At 63.2% G+C, this 14002-nt stretch carries 13 protein-coding genes and 2 pseudogenes; 3 read left to right on the top strand and 12 right to left on the bottom strand.

The annotated features are described in order from the left end of the window. Nucleotides 1-143 (bottom strand): annotated as a pseudogene (locus B9C43_RS48535) (prolyl aminopeptidase); the annotation flags it as partial. Between the two features lie 539 nt (nucleotides 144-682). Between B9C43_RS48535 and B9C43_RS48540 the strand changes: the two are divergent. Next, nucleotides 683-1828 carry a hypothetical protein gene (locus B9C43_RS48540; protein WP_084434079.1) on the top strand — a complete coding sequence of 382 codons (1146 nt, stop codon included), beginning with the start codon at nucleotides 683-685 and terminating at the stop codon, nucleotides 1826-1828. A 264-nt stretch (nucleotides 1829-2092) separates the two neighbouring features. Here B9C43_RS48540 and B9C43_RS48545 read toward each other — a convergent pair whose 3' ends face one another. From B9C43_RS48545 to B9C43_RS57190, 3 genes are all read right to left on the bottom strand, one after another. After that, nucleotides 2093-3130: an SMP-30/gluconolactonase/LRE family protein gene (locus B9C43_RS48545; protein WP_143447125.1), complete on the bottom strand. Its 1038-nt coding sequence runs from the start codon at nucleotides 3128-3130 to the stop codon at nucleotides 2093-2095. Between the two features lie 28 nt (nucleotides 3131-3158). Continuing rightward, nucleotides 3159-3599, bottom strand: coding sequence for an amidohydrolase family protein (locus tag B9C43_RS59805; RefSeq protein WP_268811630.1), 441 nt, complete (start codon nucleotides 3597-3599; stop codon nucleotides 3159-3161). A 235-nt stretch (nucleotides 3600-3834) separates the two neighbouring features. Beyond that, the gene (locus B9C43_RS57190) at nucleotides 3835-4332 is read right to left on the bottom strand and encodes an RICIN domain-containing protein (RefSeq protein ID WP_160097257.1); all 498 of its coding nucleotides are present in this window, start codon (nucleotides 4330-4332) and stop codon (nucleotides 3835-3837) included. Between the two features lie 612 nt (nucleotides 4333-4944). Here B9C43_RS57190 and B9C43_RS57195 point away from each other — a divergent pair. Continuing rightward, the gene (locus B9C43_RS57195) at nucleotides 4945-5088 is read left to right on the top strand and encodes a hypothetical protein (protein WP_160097259.1); all 144 of its coding nucleotides are present in this window, start codon (nucleotides 4945-4947) and stop codon (nucleotides 5086-5088) included. Between the two features lie 661 nt (nucleotides 5089-5749). On the opposite strand, the gene B9C43_RS48560 is transcribed toward B9C43_RS57195, so the two are convergent. Continuing rightward, nucleotides 5750-6199, bottom strand: a complete 450-nt coding sequence (locus B9C43_RS48560) for an AMP-binding protein (protein WP_268811631.1) — start codon at nucleotides 6197-6199, stop codon at nucleotides 5750-5752. Nucleotides 6200-6765: 566 nt separating this feature from the next. Here B9C43_RS48560 and B9C43_RS48570 point away from each other — a divergent pair. Next, nucleotides 6766-8130 (top strand): LVIVD repeat-containing protein, encoded by a 1365-nt coding sequence (locus B9C43_RS48570; RefSeq protein WP_084434084.1) that lies wholly within the window; start codon nucleotides 6766-6768, stop codon nucleotides 8128-8130. A gap of 236 nt (nucleotides 8131-8366) precedes the next feature. On the opposite strand, the gene B9C43_RS48575 is transcribed toward B9C43_RS48570, so the two are convergent. From B9C43_RS48575 to B9C43_RS48600, 7 genes and pseudogenes are all read right to left on the bottom strand, one after another. After that, on the bottom strand, nucleotides 8367-8720 hold the full coding sequence (locus B9C43_RS48575; protein WP_160097261.1) for a cupin domain-containing protein: 354 nt from the start codon (nucleotides 8718-8720) through the stop codon (nucleotides 8367-8369). 2 nt (nucleotides 8721-8722) lie between these two features. Beyond that, on the bottom strand, nucleotides 8723-9982 hold the full coding sequence (locus B9C43_RS59990; protein ID WP_327225208.1) for a thiamine pyrophosphate-binding protein: 1260 nt from the start codon (nucleotides 9980-9982) through the stop codon (nucleotides 8723-8725). Nucleotides 9983-10090: 108 nt separating this feature from the next. After that, nucleotides 10091-10426: pseudogene (locus tag B9C43_RS59995) on the bottom strand (thiamine pyrophosphate-binding protein); the annotation flags it as partial. A 38-nt stretch (nucleotides 10427-10464) separates the two neighbouring features. After that, nucleotides 10465-10800, bottom strand: coding sequence for a hypothetical protein (locus B9C43_RS48590; RefSeq protein WP_143447127.1), 336 nt, complete (start codon nucleotides 10798-10800; stop codon nucleotides 10465-10467). Next, nucleotides 10794-11087 carry a GNAT family N-acetyltransferase gene (locus B9C43_RS56275; RefSeq protein WP_235039275.1) on the bottom strand — a complete coding sequence of 98 codons (294 nt, stop codon included), beginning with the start codon at nucleotides 11085-11087 and terminating at the stop codon, nucleotides 10794-10796. Before B9C43_RS56275 ends, B9C43_RS48590 begins: the two co-directional genes overlap by 7 nt. 195 nt (nucleotides 11088-11282) lie before the next feature. Continuing rightward, nucleotides 11283-12665, bottom strand: a complete 1383-nt coding sequence (locus B9C43_RS48595) for an FAD-dependent oxidoreductase (RefSeq protein ID WP_200826045.1) — start codon at nucleotides 12663-12665, stop codon at nucleotides 11283-11285. A gap of 354 nt (nucleotides 12666-13019) precedes the next feature. Continuing rightward, the gene (locus B9C43_RS48600; RefSeq protein ID WP_084434090.1) at nucleotides 13020-13937 is read right to left on the bottom strand and encodes a hypothetical protein; all 918 of its coding nucleotides are present in this window, start codon (nucleotides 13935-13937) and stop codon (nucleotides 13020-13022) included. Between the last annotated feature and the right edge of the window lie 65 nt (nucleotides 13938-14002).

Below are 14002 nucleotides of genomic sequence, written 5' to 3' on the forward strand. Positions count from 1 at the left end.
GACGGCGAACATCCGCCACCGGGGCCGCCGTGCAGGAAGACGACCGGCTTGCCGGAAGGATTCCCGCACTCCTCCCAGTACACGAGGTTGCCGTCACCGGTGTCCAGATGACCTGACGCCTGAGGCTCGATCTCGGGGTACATAGGCCTATCGTCGAGCACAAAGCGCGATCCTCGAAAGAGACCTCCACCACGAGGGTCACTTCCATCCGATCGGGATCAAGACAGCGGGCCACTAGGAGGTCTCGGCCCGCCGGAAACCTGCGATCGGTGGAATGTGTGCTCGGGACCGGGGAACTGGTGCCCGCCCACCTCGTTCACCAACTCGGTGGCCGCGCCGAACATGACCACGACGACCACGGTGAAGCAGACGTGGGCATCGCTGATCGTCGGAAGCAAAAGTCGGAGTTCGGATCCGGACTATGCTGATCCGAACACGAGGCCGGATCCGGTTTGTTTCCATTGGCGCGCTGGCGATCGAGCCAGGTATCGCCGGAGTCGGTGGGCCATCAAACCAAGTTTATTAAGGCGATACCTCTGACTGGATCGGCCCGCTCTGCGGCCGCAGGCATCGTGGGCACGAGGCCGCCGCCATCGAGCGCCTGCGCGTGGTTGCCTTCTCAGGTCGACGCCACGCACACTGACCTCACCTGGATATCGACACACGCACGGTCTCCGCCAGCGTGATCCGTGACATCCTGCGCGGCCGACACGTCACAGACCCCGACCCCCGCGGATTGCGGCTGCGCGGCGCCCGCATCGACGGCCGGCTCGACCTGGAAAACATCACCAGCAGCATGTGGCTCGAACTCACGGACTGCTTCCTCGAGCTGGGCGTCAACGCTCGCGACGCTGACCTCAAGGGCCTTGTTCTGAGCGGGAGCCAACTCAACCACCCCACCGAACCACCTCTAGATGGCACCCGCCTGAGCACGACCGCAGTCTTCCTCGATCGCACCATCATCGACGCACACGCTGCTGAAGGCGCGGTCCGGCTGTTCGGTGCGCACCTCGGCGGGCTGGAATGCGATGGCGCGCGGTTGGACAACGACTCCGGCCCCGCCCTGTACGCCGAACGCCTGCACGTCGACCACGACCTGTTTCTCGGCGGCGACTTTCAGGCCACCGCGTCCGGCGACGATGTTGTGCTCGATCTCAGCAGCACACATATCGGCGGCGTCCTGGTCCTGAACCCGAACAGCTTGCAGCACCGCACCCACCCACACCACAAACTCCGCCTCGACGGCCTGACCTACACCGGCCTCCCACGGGAAGTCACACCCGACCAATGGCTAGCGCTGCTGCGACACGACACCATCGACTACGCCGCCCAGCCCTACCAACACCTCGCCGCCGCCCACCGCGCCGCCGGCCACGACCACGAAGCCCGCCAAGTCCTCATCGCCCAACGCCAAGACCAAATCCGCCGACGAGCCCTCACCGGACGCACTGCACGCACCTGGGCACGCCTCACCGGCCTGCTCCTCGGATACGGCTACAAACCCTGGCGCGCCCTCATCGCCCTCGCCGCCGTCCTCACCGCCGCCGTCCTGGCCGCCGTTGTCCTCGGCGGCGCCTACGGAGCGCTCACCCAAATCCGCACTCCACCACCCGCCACACCTGTGCCCTGTACCTGGCTCGAACACGTCGGCGTCGGCCTCGACCTGGGCACACCACTGCTCACCACCGGCACCCGCACCCGATGCGACACCACCAACACCGGCCCCGGCCACACCCTCACCATCATCGGATGGACACTGCGCCTACTCGCCTGGGCCTTCGCCACCCTGTTCATCGCCGGATTCACCGGAGCCGTCCGCAAAACTTGAAACTCAATAATCTCGGCCACCGCGAGCGACGTCCACGTTCGACACAAACGAGTCCGTACACTCCACCGGTAGACCGAGCGACTGACTTCAGTCCCCTGCCATTTGAGCCGCTACCGGACACGGTGATGTAGCGGACTACTCAACGAGTACCGACCTGCTGCGTGAAAGTCCAGGCCAGAACCGGTAACCGACTTTCGACCAGGACAGGTGCCTGGACTTCTCCGACTTCGGGCGAGAACTGGTCTCGATCGAGGATCTGGTCCTTCAAGGCCCTGACGTAGGATTTCTCGCCTTGCCGGGGCCTCCCGCACCGGTGGTCGTCACCCTGAACGGCAGTTCTGGGGGCTCGGTGCCGCTGACGGCGGCTGGGCTGCCCAGCGAGTCGAATTGAGACGAGATCACAAGCATCCAGCGGCCGTGCACCGCGACCGCGGTGGGGAACATGTAATTCGGGTCCGTGTAGGTGTGAACCGGTGTCGCCGCGGAGAAGTCATAGGTCAACCGCAGCGCGACCACGTTCTCCGGCAGATTCTGCGCCGCGTAGAGCGTCTGCCCTCTCAAGAACAGACCGTCCTGGGTCTCCAGTACGCCCGCGGGCACGGTGACCCGGCTGACTTGCTTGCCCGGCAGGGTGATCCGGTACAGCGCGTTCTCATTGCGCTTGGAGACCACGAGGTACCTGCCGTCGGCACTGGACACGATGCCGTTCAGGTTGATGCCCGCCGCGCCGGGTGCGCGGACGTACACCACCGGTGTGCCGGTGAAGTCCATGAACTTCTCCAGCCTCATCTGCCTGCCGTGCCACGTGATCCGGTACAGCCACGGGTTGATCGAATCGGTGACGTAGGCCGAACCGTCCGGCGCGATCGTGAGGTCGTTGAGGAACGTGCCGGACGAGCCAAGGCCGTTATCCACCGTGGAAAGCAGTGTGCCGGAGCGCGTGTCGTAGCTACGGATCACGCCACTCTGCCGGGACAGCACGACGAGTGTGTCACCACGCAACGCGAGCCCGTTGGCGATGTCACGCCCGTCCGCGCCCGCCGGTGAGAAGACCTCAACCTGACCGCTGCCCACCTTGCCGCGGAAGATCGTGCCCTCCTTGACCGAGCCCACGTAGTACACGCCGGTCCTCGGGTCGATCGCGATGCTCTCCGGGAAGACCTGCGCACCGGGCAACGGGGTCACACGTGCCCGCCGACTGGCTTCGACCTGCTCGGGGGGAGCGGCGACCGCGGGCAAGGCCACCGCGCTGAGCGCCAACACGGCTGCGAGCACGACAATTCTTCGGGATCGAAAAGTCATCAACTTGTTGTGTCTTTCCTGAGTTCGGTCAGAGGGTGTCGGTCCCGACAGCCAGCGGCGAATAGCCGGGTAGGACCGGCGGATTGAGGGCACAGTGCTCGGCCTCGGCGTGCACGACCTTGCCGCCGACGAGGGTGAGCACCGAGGTCGTCTCCGGGATCAGTACTTCATGGACACTGAGGTAGTCCTGTGACAATACCGCGAGGTCAGCCAACTGACCTGGCGCAATATTGCCTTTATCCGATTCCTCATCGGACATCCAGGCGCTGCCCGCGGTCATGTGGCGCAAGGCACCATCCTGGGACAGTCGCCTGCTCGGTGGGTAGATCTCGAAGGCCGAGGTCGGCGGTGCCGCGTACGCCGCGAACCTGAAAACGTGTACAGCCCGCTCGGTGTGAAAATGTCGGACCCTTTTCAGGGTGAGCTGCTGGCGCGATTCAGTGAGCGGCCTGCATCGGCAGTCGAACATGAAGCTCTGCGCGTGCACCTAGCTGAGGAGATTCGGCGAGATCCGCAGTTCGGCAACGACCTGACCAAGGCGTTGTCAGGACAGGTGGAGAGGGGCTCAAAAATGCTCGGCAAGAGGCCGACGAAACTGCTGGTGGCTGCCCTGGGCGGTGCCGTCGTTCTGGTTGGCGCATTCGTCATCGGGGCGTTCGACCGCATCCCGGCCCGCGCGGGCGGGCCGGGATGCGGCGGGTGGTTCAGGAAAGCAGCAGCCAGAGTTGGTTGTTCGTGCCGGTGCAGGTGTACTGGATTATGTTTGCGCCGTCGTGGGTGCGGCCGTTTTCGACATCCGCGCATTTGTTGCTGTGCTTGGCGACGAGTTGGTAGTAATTTGAGGCGTACAGCCTCGTATCCCAGAGCTGGTTACTCGCACCGGTGCAGGTGTACTGGATCAAGTCCACGACGTCAGCTGTGCTGCCGTTCCTGACGTCGAGACATTTTCCGCTATTCCTGTTGACGACTTGATATCCATTGCCGGTCCAGTTGAAATCCCATTGCTGGTTTGCGCCGCCATGGCAGGTCCACTGGATGATGGGGGTGTTGTTCGAGGTAGAGCCGTTCGGGACGTCCATGCACTTGTGGCTTTGCAGCGACCAGACGCCGAACGTGGCCGCCGAGGCGGGGGACACAACGGCAAGCAGCAGAGCGGCGGCAATCCCCACGGCCAAGCCAGCCCGGGTGATCATTCGGTTCATCGGATGTTCATTTCCCCTCACTCGCCGCCGGTCCCGACGACCGGGCGGCACGGCAATGGACGCTATCCAACAAATAGGCGCATTTCTTCCCGATGACAGAAGTGCGCCAGCCGCGATCTCCTCCGAAGAACGACCCGGACCACGAGAAATGAAGTTCCTTATGGCGGGTTGTGGCCACCGGCGGAATGCGCGGGTGGAGGGCTCTCGGTCCGGGCGCTGGCTGATCGGTATGGGTGCATGGCCGGCCGGTGCGTCAGGCGCTGGGTTCGGCGGTGCCGCCGCCGCGGAAGGCGCCAGCCCGGCCCTCGTCGGTGACAGGTCCGCGGCGCGGGGCGATGGACGAGATGGTGCGGACGGATCTGGACGCGCCAACCAAGCAGCGGCGTACCCCGCACCGGGTCTGGCAGCGGCTGGTCGACGAGCACGGGCGCGACGATCGCCTATCCAACGGTGTCGAAGTACGTCGCGGCCCGGCGCCTGGAGATCCTGCTGGAAACCAGAAACCGGGCGGGCGTGATGGACGGGTTTGTTCCGCAGACACATCTTCCGGGCCCACGACACCGGGGTCGACTTCGCCGAGGTCTGAGTCAACGTCGGCGGAGTGGACACTAAGTGTTTCTCTTCACGCTGCGAATATCGTTGTCTGGCAAGGCATTTCACCGCGTCTACTCCTCTCAGAGCCAGAAGGCGTTCTTCGCCGGTCATGTCGCCGCGTTCACGGAACTGGGCGGTGTTCCCGCCGACGACATCCGCTAAGACAACCTCTCCTCCGCGGTGCGCAGGGTCTGCTTTGGACGTTCTCGCGTCGAGATGGACCGGTGGGTCTTGGTTAAATCCGCCTACGGAGTCACCAGTTTCTATTGCAATGCCAAGCAAAGAAGGCGCTCACGAGAAGGGCGGTGTCGAGGGGGATGTTGTAGGTCGTGGCGGGCGCGACGGCAGTCAGACACTCGCCCGTGGTCGCCGCCCACAGTCCTGTTAGTACGGCGCCTTCCTTGTCGTACGGCCGAGCAGGCGGATGACCTTGTCGTTCGCTGCAACCCGCCAGATCTGGTCGTGGCATCGTGATTTCGCCCCGGTTCGGCACCGCTAGCGGGCCCCACCGATCGGGCGAATTCCTGCTCGTGATGCGTGAGTCGGTGGTTCGAGTTAAGGGTCTTCCATCGTCGCGCTGCTCACAACACCCGAAGCCACCCGGCCCCAGAGGCCCATCGCCGCACTCGACGGAATGATCCCGCTCCGCCGACACCAGCTACGCTGCACCCGCGGACGGGGGATTGGTCCCGGGAGTCGTCGGCCTCGTCCAACTCGGCGGCATCGTGCAAGATCACGATCTTCTCCCCCTGTACTCGCTCAGTCCCCGGAAGCTGTCGCGCTCACTATGGTCTCTAGATCAGCGCCGAAGAGGTCCTTGTCGCTACCGGGCACCAACGAGCGGAGCCCGCAGGCCTTGAAGAAAGCAACCCGGCTGTCCTCTGGGCAGGCTGGGCAGCTTCTCGCTGCTTCCGTTCGCCCACCCGAGCGCTATCGCATCCAGCATCGCCGGATAGTCCAAGTCGCCGAAGCTGGTCATGGTGATCAGCACTGAACAGCCCGACTGGGCGAAGACGTAGGCGAGCCCGTCCTGGCGGTACACGTAGTCAAACGGCACCGCGATCGCGCCGGCGGCCGCGATCGCGAACTTGAGCGGGACGAACTCGAGATGGTTCGCCACGATCAGCCCGACATGATCGCCGGGACGTATCCCTGACGCGATCAAGCCGTCGGCAAGTCGCATCGCCCACGCGTGAGTCCCGGCGTACTTGAGCATGAGGTCATCGGTTATGGCTAACGACCGGTCGCCGAACTCGCCCGCAGAGTCTGCCAGTCAGCCGTCCAGAGTCCGTGGAATCCAGGTCGAAAACGAGATTGAAGCTGGGGCGCGGCGCTGGTCGATGGGCGAGTTCAGGCTGGGCCCAGAGATCAGCCGATTAGTCACAACTGTTGACTGTATAGATGCTTGCCTACAAGCGAAACGCCCGCTTCGTCCTGCGGCATAAAGAGGCCAGCCGAGGGTACATATGTATGCGTCCGAGTCCACAGTCGCTACGGTCGGCGTATGCCGGTCAAGCACTCCGACGACCCGGTCGAACTAGACGATCTGCTGTGCGCGGAAGCTGTCTACCGGCTGGCTGATTTTCTATCTTGACGAGCTGGACATCACTCGCACGCCCAACCGGCATATGGGCTTCGGACATGGGATACACACATGCCTCGGTGCCTCGCTCGCGCGCATGGAGGGAGAAATCGAGTCCGCCGAACTGGCGCGGAGGTCCCACATTTCACTGTGGACGATCACGAACTGCGCTACGAGCCGACTGCGGTCCCCCGCAGCCTTACCCAGTTGCATGTCACGTTCCACGAATCCACTGCTTGACAGAAAGGAGGTCGCCCGTGAAATCGGGTGGTAAACCAGTCGCCTTGGCGGCGGCCACAGTGACGGCGTTCTCGCTGCTCACTGCTACGCCTGCCGCGGCAGCGACGATCCCCGGAGTCGACGAGATCCGGTCCAGTTGGAACGTCCGACAGATCGCGAACATGCCCAAGCAAGCGCCGTTCACCGGCCACAACACCGACTTGGCGTTCACTGGCGACAAGGTCATCGTCGGCAACTACGATGGATTCACGATCTACGACGTCCGCAACCCACGCTCGCCGCAGGTGCTCAGCCAGGTGCTGTGTCCCGGCCCTGGCAACGATGTCTCGGTGTCGGGGAACTTGTTGTTCCTGGGCACCGACTCCTCACGCACCGACTCCTCGTGCACCAGTTCCACGCTGCCGCGCTCGGAGAAAACGGCATGGGAGGGGATCAAGGTCTTCGACATCAGCGATCCGCGGTCCCCGCGGTACGTCACCGCAGTCGAAACCGACTGCGGGTCGCATACTCTCACCCTGGTACCGGACAATCGCAGTAAGGACGTCTACCTCTACATCTCGTCGCTGGGTGTCAGCCCGTTGTTCCCGGACTGTGCACCACCACACGACTCCATCTCGATCGTCAAGGTGCCGGGCCACAACCCGGCAGCGGCAGCGGTCGTGGCCAAGCCGCTGCTGTTCCCCGACGGCGGTTTCCCTGGAAGTAATACGAAAATAGGCACTCAGGGCTGCCATGACATCACGGTGTTCCCGGCCATGGATCTGGCCGCTGGAGCATGTATGGGTGACGGTGTGCTGGACATCTCCGACCGGGAGAAGCCACGGGTGATCACCGGTGCCCGGGACGAGAACTTCGCGTTCTGGCACTCGGCGACGTTCAACAGCGACGGCACCAAAGTGGTGTTCACCGACGAACTGGGAGGTGGTCCCAGTCCGATGTGCAACCCGCAGACCGGTCCGGATCGAGGCGCGGACGCCATCTACGACATCGTCGGCCGCGGCGACAACCGCAGGCTCGAGTTCCGCAGCTACTTCAAAATTCCCCGGCCGAACGCGGACACCGAGAACTGTGTGGCACACAACGGCTCACTGATCCCGGTGGCGGGCCGCGACATCATGGTGCAAGCCTGGTATCAGGGCGGCGTCTCGGTCTGGGACTTCACCAACTCGGCCAAGCCCAAAGAAATCGGCTACTGGGAACGCGGACCGCTGTCCGCCACAGAGTTGATGACCGGTGGTTCATGGTCGGCTTACTACTACAACGGCCACATCTACTCCTCGGACATGCGCAAAGGCCTGGATGTCCTGGAAATCAACGACCCGCGCGTGCTCAGCGCCAAGTTCGTCCGGACGGACGAACTGAACGCGCAGACCCAACGTTGACAGATCCATGGCAGGTGAACGGCAGACCCATACGCGGCCTGCCGTTCACCTAAGGCTGAGCCACCAACTTCACCGATTCGTGGCAGGCTGCGGCGCACGGCTCGCAACCGCTGGGCGGCCGTCTCATCAGGCGCCCACAACAGGTCATCCGCGGACTGGTCGAGATCACTAGAAGCGTCATGATCACCTCCGCGCGTACTGAAGACGCCCGCGGCGACAGCCACACTCATCGACGGTCAGATGGCGATCGACAGTGGTTGTCCGTGTGGCAAGAGGAAAGCCGCGTACATCTCCAGCGGTTCGGAACCTCGGTTGTGGCCCTGGTGTGCCCATTCTCGGCCGGGGGCTTCCACGAATGCCTCGCCTGCCACCGAAGTGCGGACCTCGCCGTCGGGTAGGACTCTGGTGAGGGTTCCAGTGTGGACCATGACGATCACCGGGCCGGGGTGGTAGTGCCAGTCGATGCTCTCACCTGGGGGCACGGTCACGTGCATCATGACCACTTCCACAGGTCCGGCCGAACGGAGCTGCATCGTCTCGAGGCTGACGGCTCTGGCGAGTTCCACCGACACGATGCCTTTCTGGAACATGGTCACCGCACCTGCTGTTCGGCTCGCAGGCCGGAGTCGAGTCCGCGCAACCTGTCCGCTCTGGCACGCAGGCCCCACGGTACTTCGCAGGGATCCACCCATGCGTCGATGAGATGTGGCTTTCCTGCGATCAGCGCTGTCTTCAGCGCTATTGTGAACTCGTCAGCACTGGTGACTGTGGACGACGAGACGCGCAGCCCGCGCGCGATGGTGGCGAAGTCGATCGTGTTGTCGTACATCGCTCCGGACGAACGTTCGAACAACATGTTCTGTATGCAGGACACCATGCCGTTGCCCCCGTTGTTGAGCACGACCCAGGTGATCGGCAGCTCATACTCGACCGCTGTGTGGATATCCATACCGGTCATGGCGAAAGCGGCATCTCCTGTCAGCGCGACGACCGGTCGGCCCGGCTTGGCGAACTTGCCGCCGATGGCTGCTGGTGTCGCGTACCCTATACATCCCGTGTTGAGCGAGCAGTAAATACTTCCGGATAGACGGGCTACGTACTGCTCCCCTACCCAACCCAGGCAGTTGCCATTGTCCACGTACAGCAGAACATCATCGGGACAGATCTCGCTCAGCAGCCGAACCACAGTCGACCCCGACAACATTGAGCAGTCTGTCCTGCGCTCAACCCAGCTCGTGTTGACGCACGGTGTGAGAACCCGTTCCGGAAGACACGTGACCAAATCCTCCACGGCCGCCCGCACGTCCGCGACAGCCGGGATATCAACCGGAAGCGTTCGGCCGATATGAAGCGGGTTCAAGTCGATCTGACAGACCCTCCGGTTGGCGACCAATCGCTGATCCCACCCGAGAGTCGCGAGTTCTCCCATGCTGCTGCCCAGCACAAGCAAAAAATCAACGCGCTCCGACAGGACGGTCGCGTGGGCCTTCGGGGTGCCGCCGAAGGGACCGATACAGCCCACGGAGAGCGCGTGATCTTCCGGGAACACGCCCTTTCCCTTGATCGTGGTCGCCACCAGTGCGCCGGTCCGTTCCGCCAGTTCGGTCAGTGCTGCGCCGGCACCACTGAGTTTCGCTCCTAGCCCGGCCAGGACTACGGGGTGTTGCACCTGACTCAGGGCGTCGGCGATGGTTGTCACGATCCCAGGAGGGAGATGCGTTCTCGGGATCGCGGCGACCTTGGCTTGCTTCGGCGGTGCCGCCGTTTCATCTGTCAGGACATTGACCGGGACGTTCAGATGGACCGCACCGGGCACACTGGCCGTTGCGGCACGCAATGCCCGCCGGAGCATCACCGGCAACTGATGTACATCGGCGACCGCTGCGGACAACTTCGTCGCGGACCGGAAAACCTCGACGACGTCCACGACGCCCCCACCGCTCGAATCCTGCAACGGGCCACAGCCGAACAACGAGGTGGAGACCTGGCCGGTGATAACCACAACGGGTATCGAGTCACTATTCGCGCTCGCAGTCGCGGTGAGAGCGTGCGTGGCACCCGGACCAGACGTTACAAGAGCCACGCCAAGCCTGCCACTCGCTTGCGCATAACCCTCCGCCATGAAAACAGCACCCTCTTCATGCTTTGCCAGAACAAACGCGATTTCCGCTCAGCGGTCGATCTCGTTCAGCAACGACAGGATCGGACCTCCTGGCACACCGAACACTACCTCGACACCGTGCTCGACGAGCAAGTCAACTAATAACCGCGCGCCCGTCCCCATGTTCTCCACCATCACCTCTTCTGCGGTTGAATCGGGCCAGCGAACGTTGATTACCACTTGGACTTTCTGTCCGCCGCTATCACGATCACCCCGTTTGCCGGGTTATCAGCGACTTCACCGAGCGGCATGCCACGTCCGGGGTCCGGGCCACCATATAATCCGCCGACATAACGGTCGAAAACAATAGGCACATCAGCTGGATCGGCGCCCGCGTACCTGGCGTAGCACTCGGCCGCCGCGCGGATGCCGTGACGCTCGAGCAGATGGAACGGATCGAGGTCCGAAAGATCAGGAAGAACGGTACGAAAGGCGTGCTTCATGAGCTTCGAGATGGCAGGACTACGAGTCACCGCTGCAACCATCGAGGCACCCGTCACCTTCAGCACTCTTGCAGTGCACGGACGCCAAGCCCACGGCGCTGATGCTCGCACGCAATGGCATGCCCTTCTATAGATAACATTTCGATGGCTCCGGCTTCAACGAAAGCGTAAAGCCCGAACCCGACAATCCGGTCATCACTCCGAATAACTTGCAGTAAATTCGTCCTTGCACAACGTTCGGCGAATCCATCCCGCAGCGCATCAGCCGTACGACTGAAAGCATCGACACAAACCGCTGTCAGCTCGTCGGCATGGACACCATAAAAGCGAAGCGGATCGTCGTGAAATTCCACACGATACTCGACCGCGCACTTGTTTACCAATGCATTCTCCTGGAGTGTGGGCGCATTGAACGGCAACGTCCGATCCAGTCATCGCATGAAAGACATCCGTCGCCGCCCACGTTCGGGCGCTACCTCAAACGAGTACCGCCACGCCGCCTGACCAACACGGATGACGTTTCCGGCAGGCACAAGGCACGTACGAGATCACGGGCGGCTGCGGAACTTGCTCCACAAGTTGACTGCGATCGCTCGCGCCAGCACGCCCGGCCTCGCGAGCGAACTCGGATGCTGGATCATGTAGGTAACTTCGTCGAACCGACGTCCGATCTCCCGGTCGTATACCGAAGCTGCGGAAATCTGGTTCCTTACCCAGCGCAGGACCGGGTAGCCGCGTGGGTAAGGGCCGTCAACATGGGGCAGCGCGAGATCGGCGCCGGTGGAGATGTCCCACGCCGCGTCAACCACGACCCTTTGCAGTGCGAAGAACGCCCGAGCGGGCTTAGCCAATTCCGGTTCGGAGCACAGGTACTCCGACAGGCACGACGCATGCAGAGCGGCAGAGGACATTCCCTGCCCGTACACCGGGTTGAACGCCGCAACTGCGTCGCCGACGGCGACCAGCCGGGCGGGCAACTTGGACACCAAGTGGTAGTCACGACGCCTGCTGTCCGCGTGTCGATAGGTACGGATCTCCTCCACGAGCTCGTTGTCGGCGACGAGTTCGAATTCCGGCGGGAACTCCTGCCTTGCGACGCGCAGCAGATCTTCGGCGGTGCGCCCGGGTTTGCGGTCCTGGTACCCAGCCATCATCATCAGCCACCTGTCCCCCTCGATCCGGCAGAACATCGCACCGGACGCGTCCCCGCTGGTCTTCCCTGACTTGAGGGCGAGATGGATGTTGCCCGCAGGATCACCTTCCTCTCGCCGCAGTACGGCGGTGGCGTAGTTGAGGTCGACGACCATCCGGCGGAGTGGGGGGCGCTCCCAGCCCTTCTTCTCCAGCCATTCGGCCATTCTGCTCGACTTGCCCATGGCGTCGATCACGAGGTCGGAACGCTCTACCGACGACATTCCAGAGGACTCGTAGCTGACGCCGCTGACCGCGTCGCCGTCGAAGACCACGTCAGTAACGCGCGCGGTGATCGCCTTGACGTTGGGCAATGCGAGCACGCGCTCGCGGATCTGGCCCTCCAGGAAGGCCCGGCTGCCCGTCAGCATCGTGGCGGCCGAACCGATGACCTTGCGGACACCATCTATGTAGGTCCGGCGGGCGGTGGCCGGAGCGGCACAAGCCCCTGCGGCGATGACCTGCTCGGTAAACCCTGGGAACCACCGCTCCAGCAGCGACAGGCCTCCTGGTAGCAGCGCGTGGATCTGGAAGCCTTGCGGGACGCCGTTCCGCTGGTCGTCACCCGCGTCTGGTTCGTCTCTTTCAATGATCAGTACCGAGGCGGCGTGATCGGAGAGCACGCGTGCTGCCAGCAAACCCGCCACGCTGCCGCCGAGTACCGTCGCGGTGCCGAGCACCATCGACGGTGTGGTGGAGCGGGACGGGTTGCTGAGCCGGGCGAAGGTGGAGGCTGGCACAACAGCCATCGTGTTGTCTCCAAGAGATGCGGCCGGCCACAACGCGACAGGTCGCGGCGACGGCGAGGCGGAAGTCGATCGGGTGTCCTGGGTGTGCGCCGATTCTCGGACGTATGCCTTCCGATGGCCGGGACCAGTAACCGCGCCAGCTCGAAGGCGACGTGCTGCGGATCGCACGGAGAAGCGTCATCGCTGTCGTGCTTATACAGATTTCCACTGCGTTCCAGGGTGAGCGACAACTGTCCGCCGGAGATCCGGCGGACAGTATGTTCCGGTATGTCGGCGTTGAATCCTGGTCCTTGGTCTCACAGCCGCAGTGGTCGACCAGCAGCGGAATCCGGGGCCTAGATACCGTCAGGTCAGACGACCGTCGTGAATCTCGACGATGTGGCCGCCAGGGAACTTCACGATGGCACTCGACCGATCCCGGCCCGCGTACGGGCCCCACAGCACCGTGGCGCCGGCGGTCCTGGCTTTCGCCAGGGTCCGGTTCAGATCGGTCACTGTGTACCCCTCTTGATCCCATCCGAACGGGTACGGCAGGTGTCCGTCGGACACGATCACGACCGTGTTGATGAACGGCGAGGTCATGCTGATGCGACGAAAGGTCCGGCCGGGTGTGCCGATCTGGGCGCCGTCAGCGTGCCTGTTGTCAGAGATCACCCGGCCGCTCGTGTAGCCAAGGTAGGACCTGAGGAACGCATCCGCTGCCTCGGCTGGGATGTAGACACGGTTCTCCGGAATCGTACTGAGTTTGGGATTTACCGGCATGGTGAACTGTCGCCACGCACCAAGATTGACACCGCCGGGAAACTGGACAACTGTGTTGCGACTGACGCTGTTGCTGTACGGCGCAACGACCGTCACAGCCCCTTTGGAGACGGCGACGCGCCGGGCCTCATCTACATCTGTCACAGCCCAGGACGCGCGTTCCAAGCCATACGGGTAAGGAACCCGGTCAACGGGCTCCACAATGGACAACAGTCCCACCGGGGATTTGATCACCGAGTTGATGACCTTGCTCGGTGTCGGCAGGATGTCCACTGTGGCCGGCGGCGTGTGGGTGCCGCCGAAAGTCGCCTCCCAGCTGGCGATGAACGCTTCGAGCGTACCTGGCTGGACGAACACGTGCGCCGCGGCGTACTCCGGACCGGCGGACAACTGCGGGGCACGATGTTGTTGCGCCAGTGCACCAGGTGCCGCAGTCGGCATGACCATCAACGCGACACCCACCAACAGGGCAGGAAGAGGCCTCAGGAGCCGGCGATTCATGTCATGACCTTTCGCAGATCAGAGAAGTTAGACAAGATTGACGATCACCGTGATCGCAGTTAGTC

Source organism: Kibdelosporangium aridum, assembly GCF_900176515.1.
GTDB lineage: Bacteria > Actinomycetota > Actinomycetes > Mycobacteriales > Pseudonocardiaceae > Kibdelosporangium > Kibdelosporangium aridum.

Excerpts from the sequence above, each read along its gene's own strand:
- B9C43_RS59990 (WP_327225208.1), bottom strand. The coding sequence starts at position 9,982 with ATGCTCCGGCGGGCATTGCGTGCCGCAACGGCCAGTGTGCCCGGTGCG.
- B9C43_RS48600 (WP_084434090.1), bottom strand. The coding sequence starts at position 13,937 with ATGAATCGCCGGCTCCTGAGGCCTCTTCCTGCCCTGTTGGTGGGTGTC.
- B9C43_RS48545 (WP_143447125.1), bottom strand. The coding sequence starts at position 3,130 with ATGACTTTTCGATCCCGAAGAATTGTCGTGCTCGCAGCCGTGTTGGCG.
- B9C43_RS48575 (WP_160097261.1), bottom strand. The coding sequence starts at position 8,720 with ATGTTCCAGAAAGGCATCGTGTCGGTGGAACTCGCCAGAGCCGTCAGC.
- B9C43_RS59805 (WP_268811630.1), bottom strand. The coding sequence starts at position 3,599 with ATGTTCGACTGCCGATGCAGGCCGCTCACTGAATCGCGCCAGCAGCTC.
- B9C43_RS57190 (WP_160097257.1), bottom strand. The coding sequence starts at position 4,332 with ATGAACCGAATGATCACCCGGGCTGGCTTGGCCGTGGGGATTGCCGCC.